At 38.7% G+C, this 17875-nt stretch carries 15 protein-coding genes; 13 read left to right on the forward strand and 2 right to left on the reverse strand.

The features are described 5' to 3' along the window. The first annotated feature begins 68 nt into the window (after positions 1-68). Genes thrA through thrC form a run of 3 tightly spaced genes read left to right on the forward strand, consistent with a single transcriptional unit; the run spans position 69 to position 4754 of the window. A complete protein-coding gene (gene thrA, locus ABXG83_RS11345) occupies positions 69-2513 on the forward strand; it encodes a bifunctional aspartate kinase/homoserine dehydrogenase I (protein WP_353548981.1) in 2445 nt (814 codons plus the stop codon). Between the two features lie 3 nt (positions 2514-2516). Continuing rightward, positions 2517-3449, forward strand: coding sequence for a homoserine kinase (locus ABXG83_RS11350; protein WP_353548982.1), 933 nt, complete (start codon positions 2517-2519; stop codon positions 3447-3449). Positions 3450-3458: 9 nt separating this feature from the next. Next, positions 3459-4754, forward strand: coding sequence for a threonine synthase (gene thrC / locus ABXG83_RS11355; protein WP_353548983.1), 1296 nt, complete (start codon positions 3459-3461; stop codon positions 4752-4754). A 7-nt stretch (positions 4755-4761) separates the two neighbouring features. Here thrC and ABXG83_RS11360 read toward each other — a convergent pair whose 3' ends face one another. Further along, on the reverse strand, positions 4762-6762 hold the full coding sequence (locus ABXG83_RS11360; protein WP_353548984.1) for a PAS domain-containing sensor histidine kinase: 2001 nt from the start codon (positions 6760-6762) through the stop codon (positions 4762-4764). Between the two features lie 200 nt (positions 6763-6962). On the opposite strand from ABXG83_RS11360, the gene ABXG83_RS11365 reads away from it, so the two are divergent. The 6 genes from ABXG83_RS11365 (at position 6963) to ABXG83_RS11390 (ending at position 11007) form a co-directional block, all read left to right on the forward strand. Then, a complete protein-coding gene (locus tag ABXG83_RS11365) occupies positions 6963-7424 on the forward strand; it encodes a YHS domain-containing (seleno)protein (RefSeq protein WP_353548985.1) in 462 nt (153 codons plus the stop codon). A 17-nt stretch (positions 7425-7441) separates the two neighbouring features. Beyond that, entirely contained in the window at positions 7442-7855 is a 414-nt protein-coding gene (locus ABXG83_RS11370) for a DoxX family protein (protein WP_353548986.1), read from the forward strand. 151 nt (positions 7856-8006) lie between these two features. Continuing rightward, positions 8007-8507, forward strand: a complete 501-nt coding sequence (locus ABXG83_RS11375; RefSeq protein WP_353548987.1) for a hypothetical protein — start codon at positions 8007-8009, stop codon at positions 8505-8507. After that, positions 8495-9223 carry an NRDE family protein gene (locus ABXG83_RS11380; protein WP_353548988.1) on the forward strand — a complete coding sequence of 243 codons (729 nt, stop codon included), beginning with the start codon at positions 8495-8497 and terminating at the stop codon, positions 9221-9223. The genes ABXG83_RS11375 and ABXG83_RS11380 overlap by 13 nt, the downstream gene beginning before the upstream one ends. Positions 9224-9232: 9 nt before the next feature. Continuing rightward, a complete protein-coding gene (locus ABXG83_RS11385; protein WP_353548989.1) occupies positions 9233-10285 on the forward strand; it encodes a hypothetical protein in 1053 nt (350 codons plus the stop codon). A gap of 59 nt (positions 10286-10344) precedes the next feature. Continuing rightward, on the forward strand, positions 10345-11007 hold the full coding sequence (locus ABXG83_RS11390; protein ID WP_353548990.1) for an HAD family phosphatase: 663 nt from the start codon (positions 10345-10347) through the stop codon (positions 11005-11007). A 30-nt stretch (positions 11008-11037) separates the two neighbouring features. On the opposite strand, the gene ABXG83_RS11395 is transcribed toward ABXG83_RS11390, so the two are convergent. After that, the gene (locus ABXG83_RS11395) at positions 11038-11940 is read right to left on the reverse strand and encodes an AraC family transcriptional regulator (RefSeq protein ID WP_353548991.1); all 903 of its coding nucleotides are present in this window, start codon (positions 11938-11940) and stop codon (positions 11038-11040) included. 398 nt (positions 11941-12338) lie between these two features. Between ABXG83_RS11395 and ABXG83_RS11400 the strand changes: the two genes are divergently transcribed. The 4 genes from ABXG83_RS11400 to ABXG83_RS11415 are packed head-to-tail and all read left to right on the forward strand — an operon-like array spanning position 12339 to position 17711. After that, a complete protein-coding gene (locus tag ABXG83_RS11400) occupies positions 12339-13283 on the forward strand; it encodes a dihydrodipicolinate synthase family protein (RefSeq protein WP_353548992.1) in 945 nt (314 codons plus the stop codon). After that, entirely contained in the window at positions 13267-14853 is a 1587-nt protein-coding gene (locus ABXG83_RS11405; RefSeq protein WP_353548993.1) for an aldehyde dehydrogenase (NADP(+)), read from the forward strand. The genes ABXG83_RS11400 and ABXG83_RS11405 overlap by 17 nt, the downstream gene beginning before the upstream one ends. 31 nt (positions 14854-14884) lie before the next feature. Further along, on the forward strand, positions 14885-15886 hold the full coding sequence (locus tag ABXG83_RS11410) for a 4-hydroxyproline epimerase (protein WP_353548994.1): 1002 nt from the start codon (positions 14885-14887) through the stop codon (positions 15884-15886). A gap of 46 nt (positions 15887-15932) precedes the next feature. Beyond that, positions 15933-17711: a DUF885 family protein gene (locus ABXG83_RS11415; protein WP_353548995.1), complete on the forward strand. Its 1779-nt coding sequence runs from the start codon at positions 15933-15935 to the stop codon at positions 17709-17711. The last annotated feature ends 164 nt before the right edge of the window (positions 17712-17875 follow it).

Consider the following 17875-nt stretch of genomic DNA (forward strand, 5'->3'; position numbering starts at 1 on the left):
TATTATCCAAGGATCTAAGGATCGTTTTCAAGGGTTATCCTATTTTAATTGTTTTTCAAATCACTATCATGAAAGTGCTCAAATTCGGCGGAACCTCAATGGCGAATGCCGCTCATATTCAAAAAGTAGTATCTATTTTACTCAGCCAGCCTCATTCAAATACTGTACTGGTCGTGGTTTCAGCCATGAGTGGCGTTACAGATCAATTACTCCATATGTCAGCTAAGGCAGCCAATGCTGATGAGACATACACTAACGACGCAGCATCTCTCGCTCTTCAGCATCTCACAGCCGTGAGAGAACTATTGCCATTAGAGCAGCAGAGTGCATTACTCAGTAAGGTTAAACAATACTGCAATGAATTGGATGAGTTATTAGATGGCGTATATCGACTCAAAGAATTATCGCCTCGAATACAAGACAAAATCGTTTCATTTGGTGAGTTGCTATCATCTATCATCTTGTCTGCAAAAATTCAGTCACTTGAGTTGGATCAACATTGGGTCGATTCTAGATCATTGATTATTACAGATGCACAACATGCCAATGCTGCTGTAGACTTTTCTGCTACCAATGAAAAAGTGCAGGCGTATTTTGAAAAAAATATACATACATATTATATCGCTCCCGGATTCATCGCTTCAAGTATATCCGGACACACTACAACATTGGGAAGAGGTGGGTCTGATTATTCTGCAGCTATATATGCAGCAGCTTTAGACGCACATGTATTGGAAATTTGGACCGATGTAAGTGGTATGATGACAGCAGACCCGAGATTGGTCACAAATGCTAAACCTATTGCACAGATCTCTTATCAGGAAGCTATGGAATTGTCGCATTTTGGTGCTAAGATTATTTACCCTCCAACCATACAGCCGGTCATGCATAAAAAAATACCTGTATGGCTAAAGAACACTTTTGCACCTGAAGAGCAAGGTACCCTTATCGAGAATTATTCGGCTCCTTCTGAAGACTTTATTCGAGGAATATCCAGTATCAATAGCATCAGTTTATTGAGCTTGGAAGGAAGTGGTATGATCGGTATCCCGGGTTTTTCAAAAAGATTATTTGAGGCATTGGCAAATGAAAGGATCAATGTGATATTGATCACACAAAGTTCATCAGAGCATTCTATTTGTGTCGCTATCAATGAATCAGATACGCTAAAAGCCAAAAGAGCTATCGATACAGCTTTTCATGTTGAAATTATCAGCGGTAAAGTAGAGCCGGTAATTGTTGAGACCAATCTATCGATCTTAGCATTGGTGGGTGAGCAAATGAAGAGTCATCCCGGTATCAGCGGAAAAATGTTTGGATCACTGGGACGTAATGGTATCAATGTTCGAGCTATTGCACAAGGTTCCTCGGAAAAAAATATTTCAGCAGTGATCGCTTCACGTGATGTGAAAAAAGCGATCAATGTCTTGCATGAAACTTTTTTCGAAACAAGCTATAAACAACTCAATGTATTTATTGCAGGTGCAGGAAATGTAGGAAGTAAATTATTGGAACAAATCAGAAAGCAACAATCTATCCTCAAAGATCAGCTTCATTTACAAATCAGGGTTGTTGGAATAGCTAATAGTAGGAAAGCATTGATAGACGAAAATGGAATCGATCTGGAAACCTGGCAGACTCAATTGCAAAATGCACCATCGAGCTCAATTGAAGCGTATGTTTCCTCTATAAAAGAACGAAACCTTCGAAACAGTGTATTTGTTGATGTCACAGCAAGTGAAGTTGTAGCAGGTGTTTATGAATCACTTTTAATAAAGAGTATATCCATTGTTGCTTGTAATAAGATTGCTTGCTCGTCTTCTTATAGTGCTTACCAGCGATTAAAGGCTTTGGCCAAGTCCTATAATGCATTATTTCTTTTTGAAACCAATGTTGGAGCCGGTCTTCCGATCATTGGAACTTTAAATGATCTTTTAAGAAGTGGAGATCAAATCCAAAAAATACAAGCGGTTCTTTCAGGTACACTGAATTATGTATTCAATCATTATGATGCGTCTGTTCCTTTAGCAGAAGTAGTAAGGCGCGCACAAGAGGAAGGATACACAGAGCCAGATCCTCGTTTAGATCTTGGTGGTACAGATGTAATGCGTAAAATAATGATCCTGGCGAGAGAAATAGGACAATCATTAGAGATGCAAGACATCATCAATGTTCCTTTTCTTCCTGACAGTTGTTTTGAAGGATCAGTAGCTGATTTTTATGAAGAGTTGGCTAAGCAGGAGGAACATTTTCAAAAGCTATATCAAGCAGCAACAGTACAAAACAGAAAATTGAAATTCATAGCCACTTATGAAAACGGAGTCGCTAAGGTTGGATTAGAGACCGTAGCTCCTGAGTCTGATTTTTATCATTTGTATGGCAAGGATAATCTTGTGTTATTTCATACACATCGATACCAACACCAACCCTTAGTAGTAAAAGGCGCGGGTGCAGGGGCTGAAGTAACGGCATCTGGAGTGTTCGCAGATATTATTCGAGTAGCAAGAATTTAAGTTATGAGATTTGAACAATCAATAAAAGTAAAAGCCCCGGCGACCGTTGCAAATATGGTTTGTGGATTTGATATACTTGGCTTTGCTGTTGCAGAACCCTATGATGAAATGATTGTGACTTTGAGAGAGCAACCGGGTATTTCTATTACGCATACTGATGATCATGGGTTACCAACTGATCCGGATAATAATGTTGCAGGGGTTACATTGCAAGCAATGTTATCCGAGCTCACTATACCGGTAGGTTTTGATGTTACAATTCATAAACATATCAAACCAGGTAGTGGCTTGGGTTCAAGTGCAGCAAGTGCAGCAGGCGTAGCCGTTGCTGCGAATCATTTATTGGGTGAGTTATTCGATAAAGAATTGCTGGTTCAATTTGCGATGAATGGTGAGAAATTAGCATCCGGTGTTAAGCATGCTGATAATATTACACCCTGTATATATGGTGGTATCACATTGATCAGGTCTATTTTTCCGCTTGATATCATATCACTACCATCACCTCAATTATTTGTGACGATCGTACATCCTCAGATCGAGGTTAAAACAGCAGATGCCAGAAGTATCTTAAAGAAGCAAGTGTATTTAAAAGATGCGATCAAGCAGTGGGGTAATATAGCCGGCTTGGTATCAGGAATACTTCAAAGTGATTATGCACTTATTTCAAGATCATTAGAAGATGTGATCATTGAACCTGTTAGAAGTATTTTGATTCCCGGATTCGACGAAATCAAAGAAAGATCAAAATCTGCAGGGGCATTAGGAGGTGGCATTTCCGGTTCTGGGCCATCGATTTTTATGCTAAGTCAAAGTCTGGAAACTGCTGTATCGGTTGAGCAACAGATGCAACAAGTGTTTCAAAAAATGAATTTGCTTCATTACACATATGTTACTACTGTTAGCTCAGGAGGAGTACAGATAGTTTCTGAATAAATATGGAAGATGAGATATTATAGTACGAATAGACAATCACCGATCGTAAGCTTTAAAGATGCTACTTTAAAAGGACAGGCACCTGATAAAGGACTTTATTTTCCTGAATCGATCCCAAAAATGGATCAGGAATGGTTGAAGCGTCTGTCATCTATCCGAAAAGAAGAATTGGCGTTTCACATTATGTATCCTTATGTGCAGGAGGATATATCAGAAGAGAAGTTGTATGAGATCATTCATGCAACAATTGCTTTTGAATTTCCATTGATTCGATTGGAAGATGATATATACGTGTTAGAATTGTTTCATGGACCAACACTGGCATTTAAAGATGTTGGCGCTAGATTTATGAGTCGTTGCCTCGGTCATTTCTCAAATGACAAAGACACAAAAACAACGGTCTTGGTAGCAACATCCGGTGATACAGGCGGTGCTGTAGCCAATGGATTTTTAAATGTAGAAGGAGTAGAAGTCATTATTCTATATCCGGCTGGGAAAGTCAGCCGTGTACAGGAATTGCAACTGACCACTTGCGGAAATAATATTACTGCATTACGTGTCAATGGGAGTTTTGATGATTGTCAGCAAATCGTGAAAGAAGCATTCATGGATCAAACCTTAAGAGATCGGTTACAACTGACTTCTGCAAATTCCATCAATATCGCCCGATGGCTGCCACAACAGCTTTACTATTTTCTAGCGATGCAGCAATGGGCTGAAAAGCAAATCGCACCTTCCATTGCAGTTCCAAGTGGCAACTTGGGCAATATTGCTGCAGGATTATTGGCAAAAAAATCAGGCTTGGTAACCAATAATTTTATTGCAGCTTGTAATATCAATGATACGATTACCGATTTTTTAAAAACCGGCGTACATACTCCCAAACAAGCAGTGATGACTGTTTCAAATGCAATGGATGTCGGAAATCCAAGTAATCTGATTCGAATCTTTGAAATGTATCAGCAAGATCTAGGTCAGCTAATAGAAGACCTTACCAGTTCTGTACAAACAGATGAAAGCACCCTAAAAACTATCCGATCTGTGTATCAAAAAAATAATTATATACTCGATCCACATGGAGCGGTTGGCTATAATGCATTGAAAGAAAATCTAAAAAAGGGAGAGAAAGGATTTTTCTTAGCCACTGCTCATCCGGTAAAATTTCCTGAAGTAATGGAAGATGCTATTGGTGCATCTATTCCGGTACCGCCATCAATTGAGCTATTGTATACACTATCTCAGAAGGTGATCGACATAGACGCGTCGTACATGCATTTTAAAGAATGGATTTTGTACCGTTCTTAATTGACCCTTATGACTCTTTCTTATTAAAGAAGATGGTGAAAACGCTGCCTTTATCTACTTCACTACTAGCAGTGATTGATCCGCCCATTGCTTCTACTTGTGTTTTGGTAATAAAGAGTCCTACACCCTTTGCTTCAGCATGTTTATGAAATGTTTTGTTAAGGCCAAAGAGTTTATCTGCATGTCTTTTAAGATCTATCCCGATACCGTTATCACTGAATTTCAGCGTAAGGATTCCATTTTGAAAAAGGGTTTCAGCATGTATTACCGGTGTTCTGATGGGCGATTTATATTTCAAAGAATTCGATAACAGATTTTGTAAAATACTTTCCAGGTACAAGCGTGGATATTCTATTGTAGGAGCTTTAGTGAAGTTATAACTCACGACTGCTTCTGTTTCCAATATCTTGCCAGCCATGCTTTCTTTTACTTTTTTAAATACCTCTTCGAATAGCAGAACTTCCCTTTTTCTATCTGTATCTTCTTGGATCTTTAATGCATCAACAAGTTCATTCAGGGTTTCAGAGAGATTATGAATGACTGTTTCAAATTTTTCAAACAGAAGGGCTTTTTCTTCATTCGTTTGACTTTCTTTATATAGCCATAGTAATGAATTTAAGTTGCTTACCGGCGAACGAAGATTATGTGAAGTGATATGAGCAAAATTCAGTAATTGCTGATTTTTCTTTTGTAGTTGTATTGATAATATCTCTTGCTCGGTTTTGGCATTTTTCATTTCAGTAAAATCCGTGGCAACACAACAAATAGCAAATACTTTATTGTCTTCATCGATCAAGGGAAATTTATTGGTCAGCATGGTTTTCTGAATCTCACTCGTCTGGATATTCACTTCTCTTGTTAATCCTTTTCCTGATTCGATAATTTGTTTTTCGTCTTGGGTAAGACTATCGGCTGTTTCTGTTGGAAAGATATCATAGGCGTTCTTTCCGATCATGTATTCAGGCTCTACATCAAAGTCGCCGGCAAATCTTTTATTGACAAGAATATAATTGCCCGAAATATCTTTCACGAAGATGGCAGCAGAAGTATTGTTAATGATGGCATTTAACAGCTGTTCCTTATTTCTGAGCTCATTTGTTCTTTGAAGAATTGTAAGTTCAAGATTCTTATTCAGTGCTTCAAGCTTCTCTTCCGCTTGTGTTTTTCCATAATTGATTTTATTGAGTTGTCTCGCAGATATGCTGATCAATAAAAGCCCTACGAGAATAAATGAAGTAGCAAACATTCCGATTCCAAACTCAACACTCACAAAATTATATCTATGCAAATAGATGCGGATACAGCCAAGAATAATAACAGAGATTGTCAGTGTAGGGAATAGCTGACGTGCCATCTGATTTCCGATCTTATTACCTGTAAATAAACCAGTAATACCCAGTTCACTGTTAATAAGTGACGCAGCAATGGATAGGGTCAAAAAACCAATAGCCGTATGAATAGCCATTGAGCCTATAGCTGATAGTTTATAAAAGATAGGCACACCTAACATATAACCGATCACAGCCAGAAATGAAATCAGTGTGATCGTATGTAATAAATATTGAGCGGTTTTTCTTAAGCCCAGATTTGAGCTTTTTATAAAGCAGAAGGCAATTCCCAACAATGAAAAGGATAAGGCAGTACCTCTGGCCATTCTGCCCGGATAAGAATCAATTGACGGGTTATATAAAAAATCTTTAATGATCATTTCATCAACGCCTAGATTCAGATGTAGTTCGTACTGAATCAGTATCAATATGCCTGATACTGTAATGACGAAACAGAGAATACCGTTTAAAAATTTCCATTTCTGAAAGAGGAGCCTGTATAATTCGATGGATGATAATATGAAAAGAATGGAGGTGTTGACCTTCATATTTGCATATTCAGGAATGATGCTTGTTAAAACCGGTATCTTGAAGAGCCATCCTAATAATACCATAATACCCAACAGAAATATGGAAATGGCAGTGTATTTCATAATGGATATCATTCTTTCCTGGCTCATCTGATCGAAAGGAGGGATTTAAATATTGAATTTAAAATTAATTATTTAGATGGTCAAGTACATTATTGAAACATTTAATTAGTATTAAAATCAGGCTGTTGTGCAAGGAAATAAAGAAGAAAAATTTGATTAAGCGATTGTAAGGCATGCATAAGTATTGCGTCTTCCCTTAAGACTGTTAAAAAGCCAGTCTTGAATATATGAAGTCATTGTATCTGTTTTGGAGCCTTTTGACACTTTCAGTCACTACCCTCGCACAAGATATTGATCTGCGGAAGAAGCATTATAACCTATCTGATCAAGTAGCGATTCAGGGATATGACCCAGTGGCGTATTTTGTTCAAAAGAAAGCAGTAAAAGGTAAGAGAGATTTAGCTTATACATATCAAGGTGTAATTTATCATTTTTCATCAAGAAGCTATTTAGAGATTTTTCAAAAAAATCCTGGTGCTTATGAGCCTCAATATGGTGGATGGTGTGCTTATGCTATGGGTGCAACAGGAGAGAAAGTACAAATCGATCCTGAAACATTTAAGATCGTTGATCAGAAGCTGTACCTTTTTTATAATCGTTTTTTCAATAATACCCTTAAAGATTGGAATAAAGATGAAGCTAGATTAAAGACGAGGGCAGACCAGTCATGGCAAAAATTTATTCGTTAACCTTATAAACACCATCAATGAAACGCTCGATCATTTTTTCATGGATTCTAAGATTACTTGCTGCTATCATCTTATTGCAAACGCTATTTTTCAAGTTTACTGCAGCAGAAGAATCGGTTTTCATTTTTACTGAAATGGGTATAGAACCTTGGGGAAGAATAGCAACAGGTATTGCTGAGTTGATAACAGCACTATTCATACTCTATCGGCCTACGCTATTCATTGGCGCTATTTTCGGAGTGGGTATTATGACAGGTGCTCTTCTTTCGCATATTATCGTATTAGGGATTGAGATCCAGCAGGATGGAGGACAACTGTTCATCTATGCAGCAGTAGTATGGATCTCCTGTATGATCTTAAGTATTATGCACCGACAGCAGCTGATCACTTTATTGGAGAGAATTACAGGCAAAAACGTGAAAGGTAAATAGCGTAAATTGAATTTAAAACTTAACGGTTGCTGATCGGTGGGTGATCGAGTGTGGTCGGTTTATCAACGGATATGTTTGATCGATAGCAATGGTTTCAAAAAAGAACATTATTTTCACATATAGTGATAAATAGTATACAGAAAATTTATTTATGCAAATTGCCGCAGCCATCCGAAATATTTTTATGCAACTGCATGAAACTTTGGATAAACTCAATCACGAGCAATATACACAACCCAGCAAGGCATTGTTTAATGCTACTATTGGTCAACATGTTCGACATATTGTTGAATTGTTTCAATGTTTGGAAAACGGGTACGAGAATGGCATTGTGAATTACGAGCATCGAAAAAGAGATAAAAATATTGAAACCAATAAGCAGCTGGCAATTCAACTCTTGCATGAGATCAGTAGCCGACTGATTCGTGAAGACAAGAGTATTCAGCTGGAAATGAATTATGATGATCTTTCTAATGAAACAGTAGTTGTCAACAGTAATTATTATCGCGAGGTGGTATATAATTTAGAACATACTGTTCATCATATGGCTTTAATTCGAGTAGGCGTTTCAGAAGTATCTGATCTTATTCTCCCGGATAGCTTTGGCGTAGCTTCTTCTACTATGAAACACCGCGATACATGTGCACAGTAACTTTTATACCTCTTCAAGGTAAAGTATTACTAACCTCTAATAGAGATGAAAAGGGTGTTAGGAAAAAAGCCGTGGCTCCTGTGATACAAATGGTCGGTCAAACAAAACTATTGTTTCCTCAGGATGCACAAGCTGGTGGAACCTGGATCGGAGTTGCAGAGACGGGTACTGTCATGGTTTTATTAAACGGAGGCTTTATTAAGCATGAACCTGCGGCAGCTTATCGAAAAAGCAGGGGGCTGATATTCCTGGATATATTGTCTCAGACAAATACATTAAATGCTTACAGGAAAATCAATTTGCTGGGTATAGAACCTTTTACCCTGATCATTTGGGAGGGCGGTCATTTATATGAATGTAGATGGAGCGGAGAAGAAAAATACATTCGTGAAGTAGATCCAACAAAGCCACATATCTGGTCATCAGTTACCTTATATACGCAAGAGATGATTCAAAAAAGAGAAGACTGGTTCAATGTATGGTTAAAGCAGTATCCATATCCTGAATCAAAAGATATTTTATCATTTCATCTTTTTGGAGGACATGAAGATCCGGAAAATGGTATAAGAATGAATCGAAACAATGAAATGCTCACTGTGAGTGTGACGAATATAATTTGCGATGATCGGTCTGCTACTATGTTTTACAAGGATATCATTCATCAAGAGCAGCATCAGTTATCTCTTTCTTTTGTACAGCAACAGCCTGTTTCTTAACTTTCAGGCATGTCTTTCATCAAGAAGCTAAAGTTCCATCCGTTTTTTATTAAGCTCTTTAACTGGGAGTATTGGTCTTTCAATGTGCTCTATGCACCTTTATATCCTTATTGGTTTTGGCTATGTCTAAAAGCAAGAGCTTTTTTTTATATCAACGCAGCAAATCCGGGTATACGTAATGGAGGCTTTTTGATGGAGAGTAAAAAAGAGATCTATGATATCCTTCCGGTAGGCACGTATCCTACAACGTTTTTTTTTCCGGTAGGTACAGATGCGGCAACTGTATTAGCAGCTATTCAGCATAAGCAACTGAACTTCCCATTGATCGGTAAGCCGGATATTGGTATGAGGGGGATGAGTGTACAAAAGCTGGAAAGCAATGCAGAAGTAATAGCCTATGTTGAGCAAGCTGATTTTGATTTTTTGATTCAAGCGTATATACCTTTTGAAGAGGAAGTTGGGATATTTTATTATCGTATTCCCGGACAAGAAAAGGGTAAGATCACGGGTATTGTTGGAAAAGAATTTCTTTCCGTTACTGGTGATGGAGTTTCTACTGTTGATCAATTACTACAACTAGATCCCAGATATATTTTACAATTACCGGTACTTCGCCGGACAATGGCGGAAGAACTTTCTATCGTTCTCAAAAAAGAGGAACAAAAAATCCTGGTACCTTATGGGAACCATGCACGGGGAGCTAAGTTTATTGACCTGACTCATTTAGCTGATATCTCTCTAAATCAGATGATTGATGAACTCGCCAAGAAGATCGATGGATTTTATTACGGTAGAATGGATATACGATATGAAACGATTGAATTACTTCGGGAAGGAAAAAATTTCATGATCGTAGAACTCAACGGTTCGGGGAGTGAACCAACTCATATGTACGATCCTAAACATTCTGTATTTTTTGCATGGCGTGAGATCACTCGTCACTGGCATATTATGTGTGAGATCAGTATGATCAATCATGCAAAAGGAGTTCCCTATATGACAAGAGCAGAGGGACTGGCTATGTTAAAGCAGAATGCAGCAATGGTAAAGAAGATATCCTGATAAAGGTTTTTCGTTTGTTGAGCAATGGATGTGTTAATTTGCGCATCAAATTTTAATGGATGTTACATACTGCCAAAGCCTTTCTTTTTGATTTGAATGGAACCATGATTGATGATATGCATTATCACAAACAAGTATGGTTTGATGTTTTGACCAAAGATCTGGGTGCTAATTTAACTTGGGATGAAGTAGCACATCAGATGTATGGAAAGAATACAGAATTACTGATTCGCATTTTTGGTCCAGATCGTTTCACTGCTGAAGAAATGGATCATATATCTATAGAAAAAGAAAAAAAATACCAGGCACTGTATAGACCTGAATTAAAAGGCATTGCAGGACTAGAAACATTTCTGGAAACGGCCAAGCAGAAAGGAGTTAAGATGGGTATCGGTTCTGCTGCGATACTATTCAATATTGATTTTGCAATTGATGGTCTCAATATCAGGCACTATTTTGATTCTGTGATCGGGGCAGAACATGTAAAAGACAGTAAGCCTGATCCCGAAACCTATCTAAAGGGTGCTGGTGAATTGGGGGTAGATCCGGCAGATTGTATTGTTTTTGAAGATGCTCCCAAAGGCGTGGAAGCAGCCTATAATGCAGGGATGAAATGTGTCGTATTAACTACGATGCATGAGAAAGAGGAGTTTCATAAGTATACTAATATCATTACTTACACTAAAAGTTACACTGATCTACTTCCAATGTTAAATAAGTAGTGAAGGATGCGATCCGGTATTGATTGCTTGCTAAACAAGACTTACTTCTTCATATGTGCTCTTGAAATAATCATCAACATATTCACTCGGGGATTTACCTATAACTGATTTGAACACACGATTGAAATTGGTGACGGTATTAAATCCACAAGTGTAAGCAATGGTAGAAATACTTACGCCATCACTATCACCCGTGATCAATTTTTTACAGGCTTCATTGATACGAACCTCATTCAGGAAAGAGACAAATGTGTGTAAGGTTCTCTTTTTAAAATAACGGCAAAATGCCTGAGGTGTCATATGGGCTTGCTGCGCTACATCTTCAAGCGTGATATTCTTTGCATAGTTGGCCATGATATAATGGTAGATATGGCTGAGTCGGATACCATCATGCTCGCTGACAGTCGTCAGGTTAGAAATGCTGGAAAGTTCTTTGAGTTTAGGGATACTTGTAAATTTTTTCAGGAGATCAATGAATGCAATCATCTGATCGGCTCCGGTGCTTTTGCTGACGATCTGCATTTTGTGTGCAACATCAGAAATATGTTCTGAAGGAATCACAAATCCATTGTTATGTTTTTGAAGAAAGGTTTGAATATGTTTCATTTCAGCCAACTCAAAAAGGCCGGCCAATTTTCCATGAGGATTAAAGTGAATAGTAATGGCCTGTACTTTTCTTTTACTTTTAGGAGAGAAATAAGAAGGGTCACTTTTAAAAACATGGGGTTGATTGGCTCCCAGGTAATAAATTTCATTTGGACCAAACGGATACATATTATTATCGACCACTAAAGTGCCTTCTCCTTTTTGAATCCAGGTAAGCTGGATCTCATCATGCCTGTGTAAGTGTTGATAGAAATAAGGTAATACATCATGCTGCACAATGATGTTTTTATCTCCGGGAACAGGAATGGTGAATTGTAGAACTTTCATAGCAAAAGCATGTGTCAGGTAATATCCAATTAATGAATACCAATTTTCACTTAAAATGACTTGATTTAGGTAAAAGACAGGTAAGATACTTGAAATGCTGCATTTTTTTACATAAAAGTGATAAGGAGAGTGATACCGGTTAAAATCTGTTTAAGAACAGACAAATTATGTGATTGCCATTTTTCTTTTTAAGAGTAAATTTATCAGCATACTGATGAATAGCTTACTTGATCATTACTCGATCATGATTTTTATTTCCTTTGATCTATCTATGGATGAATGATCATAGATCAAATAATGTAAAATAAAAAGCAGTTAAAATCTGTAAATAATTAATTAATCGACGAAAACCGACTCCTTGGATACGCTATTAGCTTTATACTTATAAAATTTTCAGTATGGCCAATGTAACATGGAAGGGTGTTTATCCTGCTCTTCTAACACCATTTAAACAGGATGATGCTGTTGACTTTGAGGTATACCAAAAAAATCTGCAGGCACAGCTTGATGCAGGTGTTGATGGTATCATTCTTGGCGGCTCACTTGGTGAGGCAAGTTCTCTTTCCAATGAAGAAAAAAGGCATCTGCTGCTCTATTCTAAAGAGCATATCCCACAAGACTTTCCGGTGATCATCAATATTGCAGAGCAAACCACAAAAGCAGCGATTCAGTTGGCGCAGGATTCTGAGAAAAACGGTGCGGATGGCCTGATGTTATTACCTCCTATGCGATACTATGCTGATAGCAAAGAAACACTTGAGTATTTTAAAGCAATCGCTTCTTCTACATCTTTGCCTATCATGATCTATAATAATCCGGTTGATTATAAAATCCATGTGACACTGGATATGTTTGAAGCGATGTTGCCTTATAAAAACATACAAGCTGTAAAAGAGTCTACACGAGATATTTCCAATGTCACCAGAATGATCAATCGTTTTGGTGATCGATTCCATATTCTTTGTGGGGTTGACACCCTTGCAATGGAGAGTCTTTGTATGGGTGCACATGGATGGGTAGCAGGATTAGTAGATGCTTTCCCGCAAGAGACAGTGGCGATCTACCGTTTGGTGAAAGCAGGTATGATCGATGAAGCATTGAAAATTTATCGTTGGTTCTTACCATTATTAGAATTGGATATTCATCCCAAACTGGTTCAGTATATCAAACTTGCGGCTACACACACCGGTATTGGATCTACACATGTAAGAGCACCGAGACTTCCATTAGAGGGAGAGGAATTGAAACGTGTTACAACCATTATAGAAACGGCATTGGCCAATCGTCCGGAATTGCCTGATTATTTGAACCTGAAACATAAGAAAGATGCTACAAGGGCGTAATATCATTGGTTTCGAAGTTTCTGCTAAAGGGGAACAAACATTTCGATCTTTCAGTACACCGTTAGGAGCTTACTTACCAGAACATTTCCATATTGCAACAGATGAAGAGATCAAGCTGGCTATAAAAAAAGCAACTATTGCTTTTGTAATTTTCAGTAAAATCTCTTTTATACAAAGAGCTGTTTTTCTAGAAACAATCGCTGAAGAAATATTGAATATCGGAGATTTTTTATTGGAGCGTGCCCATCTAGAAACCGGATTGCCTTTACCTAGATTAACGGGTGAAAGAGATCGAACGATGAATCAGTTGAAGCTCTTTGCAACATTGCTGAGAGAGGGCTCGTGGGCGGATGCGGTGATTGATACAGCTATGCCCGATAGAAAACCCCTTCCCCGATCAGATCTGCGAAGAATACTCCAGCCGCTTGGGCCGGTAGCAGTATTTGCTGCAAGTAATTTTCCTTTTGCTTTCTCTACTGCAGGAGGCGATACGGCCTCTGCATTGGCAGCTGGTTGTCCGGTGATTGTAAAAGCGCATAGCGCTCATGCCGGCACCAATGAACTTATGGCCAATGCTATTAAAAAGGCAGCAGAAAGAACGGGCATGCCTGATGGGGTATTCTCTTCACTGAATGGTGAAGGTGCAATATTGGGTCAGCGACTTGCTATGGAGTCATCTATCAAAGCCATTGGGTTTACGGGTTCATACCGTGCAGGGATGTCATTGTATGCAACCGTTACGCAAAAAAGAAAAGAACCTATTCCGCTATATGCAGAGATGAGTAGTATCAACCCTGTTGTTGTATTGCCTGAAACATTGTCGCTAAAAACATCAGAAATCGCTACAGTATTGGCCGGATCTGTTACTCTTGGTGTTGGTCAGTTTTGTACCAATCCGGGTTTGCTATTTCTGATCCGATCAAAAGCGTCGGATGCTTTTATTGAATCATTGGTCGCAGCTTTATCGAATGTACCCGCTGCAACGATGTTGAATCAGCAAATTTGTAAGGCATATTATACCGACAGATCCAGGGTTATACAAACCAAGGGAGTGAAAACACTGTTCTGTGGGAATGATCAGGGTAATGAATACAAAGGAAGTCCGACATTATTGGCTGTGAATGCAGCTGATTTCATGCTTGAACCTTCATTGCAGGATGAAGTCTTTGGTCCCTGCACGCTAATAGTAATATGCGATGATACAACACAACTGGAAACAGCATTACAAACTTTACATGGACAATTGACCGGTTCTGTATTCGGAAGTACCGATGAATTACTGCGATATTCTTCAGTGATCGATATTTTACAACAGAAAACAGGAAGACTTATTTTTAATAATGTTCCAACCGGTGTAGAGGTATGTCATGCAATGGTGCATGGAGGTCCATTCCCGGCTACTACAGATGCACGAACCACTTCTGTTGGAACAGAAGCGATCAGGAGATTTGTAAGACCTGTTTGTTATCAGGATTGTCCGCAGGAATTACTGCCTCTGTATTTGCAGAATGAAAATACAGCAGGTATCATGCGGAAAGTCAATGGAATATATACACGTGATGCTATCTGATTAAAATGGATCGACAAATGATCATAATATAATGGCACATAAAAAATTCTTTTGCATTGATGCACATACATGTGGTAACCCTGTTCGTTTGGTAGCAGGCGGTGGACCGCTGCTGGAAGGTAATTCCATGATGGAAAAGCGATTGCATTTTCTTCGAGAATATGACTGGATCAGAAAGGGATTGATGTTTGAGCCGCGCGGACATGATATGATGAGTGGAAGTATTTTATATCCACCGCATGACCCTCAAAATGATATTGGTGTATTGTTCATCGAAACCAGCGGTTGTTTACCCATGTGTGGACACGGAACGATCGGTACCATCACAATAGCCATTGAAGAAGGATTGGTAACTCCAAAAACTCCCGGTCATTTAAGAATTGAGACGCCTGCGGGTCTGGTGTTGATTGAGTATAAGCAAGAGGGTAAAAAAGTATTGTCTGTAAAGCTTACCAACGTTCCTGCATTTTTATATGCAACTGATTTGGAAGTAGTATGTCCTGATCTGGGAAAGATAAAAGTAGATGTTGCTTATGGGGGTAATTTTTATGCTATTGTAGATCCCCAGGAGCATTTTCAGGGTCTTGAACATTATACTGCAGATCAATTGATCTCATGGAGCAGGGTTTGCAGAAAATTATTGAATGAACAGTATATATTCATTCATCCTGAAAATGAAAACATCAAAGGACTGAGTCATTTGCTATGGACCGGTAAGGCGATCGCACCAACATCAACTGCACGTAATGCAGTGTTCTATGGTGATAAAGCAATCGATCGTTCTCCTTGTGGTACCGGAACATCAGCACGTATGGCGCAATGGTATGCAAAAGGTAAGTTGAAAAAAGGAGATGCATTTATTCATGAGAGTATCATTGGATCCACTTTTACAGGAAGGATAGAAGCTGAAACAGCTGTTGCAGGGAAACCGGCTATTGTTCCTAGTATTGAAGGATGGGCAAGAGTTACAGGATATAATACGATCATTATTGATGATGATGATCCATATGCGCATGGATTTCAGGTAATATAAATATTGAGTCATTCAGAGTTTTGAAACGAACTAGCAAAACAGCTATATGAAAAAACAACACATCACCCTTGCACTGCTGATAGCAGTCAGTATGTTCTGTGTATTGCCACAAGGCGCTCATGCACAGGTTTCAAAAGAAAGTTATGTTCCTTGTCAGGAAATGCCGACACTGATTCAGCAGTATGCAGCTGATAATCGTACACTGAGCCGGTATTATAGTCCTGCTTCTTCAAGGGGTGGCGGCTTTGGAGGTGGGGCAGATGCCAGTATTGGTTCACCTGAGAAAAACAAACGTCTGCAACAGTTGATACAGGAATACCAGAAAAAATTAGCTGCTGTTGATTTTAAAAATCTTTCACAGGAGTGTAAGGTCGATTATATCTTATTCAGGCGAGACTTGACTGAAAGAATGGAACAGTTGGTAACAGAAGCGAATGAAGTTGCTAAGATCAATAAGTGGGTGCCATTTGCAGCAAAGGTCTATGCGCTGGAACAACAAAGAAGAAGAGGATATCAACCCAATGCAGAAGAAGTAGCGAAGGATTGGGCTTCTATGATCACTGAAGTGAAGTCATTACAATCCAAATTGAAAGATGAAAAAGTAATTGAGCCAGAATCAGTATATACTGCCGGAGAAGTGATCAATAATCTTCGTCAAACTTTACAAAGTGTATTTGATTTCTACAACGGGTATGACCCCATGTTTACTTGGTGGGTACCAACTGTACACAAATCTTTGGATGATGCTTTAACAGCTTATGCAGGCGTATGGAAAACAAAAGCCAATAGTGCATTGACGGCAAGTGATAACAGTGGTATTGTAGGAGTACGTGCCGGAAGGGAGAATTTGGTGAAGCAGTTGCAAAGTGAAATGATTCCTTATACCCCTGAAGAGTTGATTGATATCGCGAATAAAGAATTTGCATGGTGTGATGCTGAAATGTTGAAAGCCTCCAGAGAAATGGGTTTTGGTGATAATTGGAAAGCGGCATTAGAAAAAGTAAAGACCTTATATGTTCCTCCGGGGAAACAACCTGAAGCTATTTTGAAACTTTACACAGAGTCGATCGATTTTCTAAAAAAGAATAACCTTATCACCATTCCGCCATTAGCTGAAGAAACCTGGGGTATGATGATGATGTCTCCGGAAAGACAATTAATAGCCCCTTTCTTTTTAGGAGGTGCTGATATCATCATCTCTTATCCCACCAATACCATGGCTTATGAAGACAGGATGATGAGTATGCGCGGTAATAATCCGCATTTTTCAAAAGCAACAGTACATCATGAATTGATTGCCGGACATAACCTGCAACAGTTTGTGAATACCAGAACCAGAACCTATCGCAATTTCGGTACACCCTTCTGGGGTGAGGGATGGGCATTGTATTGGGAATTGATTTTATGGGATATGCAGTTTGCTAAAACACCGGAAGACAGAATTGGTATGCTCTTCTGGCACATGCATCGTTGCGCCAGAATTATTTTCTCTTTGAATTATCACATGGGTAAATGGACACCTCAACAGTGTATTGATTTTCTTGTCGACAGGGTAGGTCATGAGAGAGCCAATGCAGAAGGTGAAGTACGTCGTTCATTTACGGGTCGTTATCCGCCTTTATATCAGCTGGCTTATTTAACAGGCGGCAGACAATTCTACGCGCTTAAAAAAGAACTGGTGGATAGCGGTAAGATGACATACAAACAATATCACGATGCAGTAATGTCGTTGAACAGTATGCCTGTTGAAATGGTAAGAGCTATTCTCACCAAGCAGCCATTGACGGAGAATTTTAAAACCAATTGGAGATTTTATAATGAGTAAATTCTTTTTTCCTCATAGTCTCTAAGGACCTAAGAAATAAGTGTTTAATTTTTTGATGTATATCGTTTAAGGCCTGTATTCGCGAGAATGCAGGCCTTTTTCTTGAAACTAAATGATGGTTTGTTGGGTATTCTTCTTACTCAGGAGCGCATTGGCGTAAGTCT

Source organism: Sediminibacterium sp. KACHI17 (genome assembly GCF_040362915.1).
Taxonomy (GTDB): Bacteria; Bacteroidota; Bacteroidia; order Chitinophagales; family Chitinophagaceae; genus Sediminibacterium.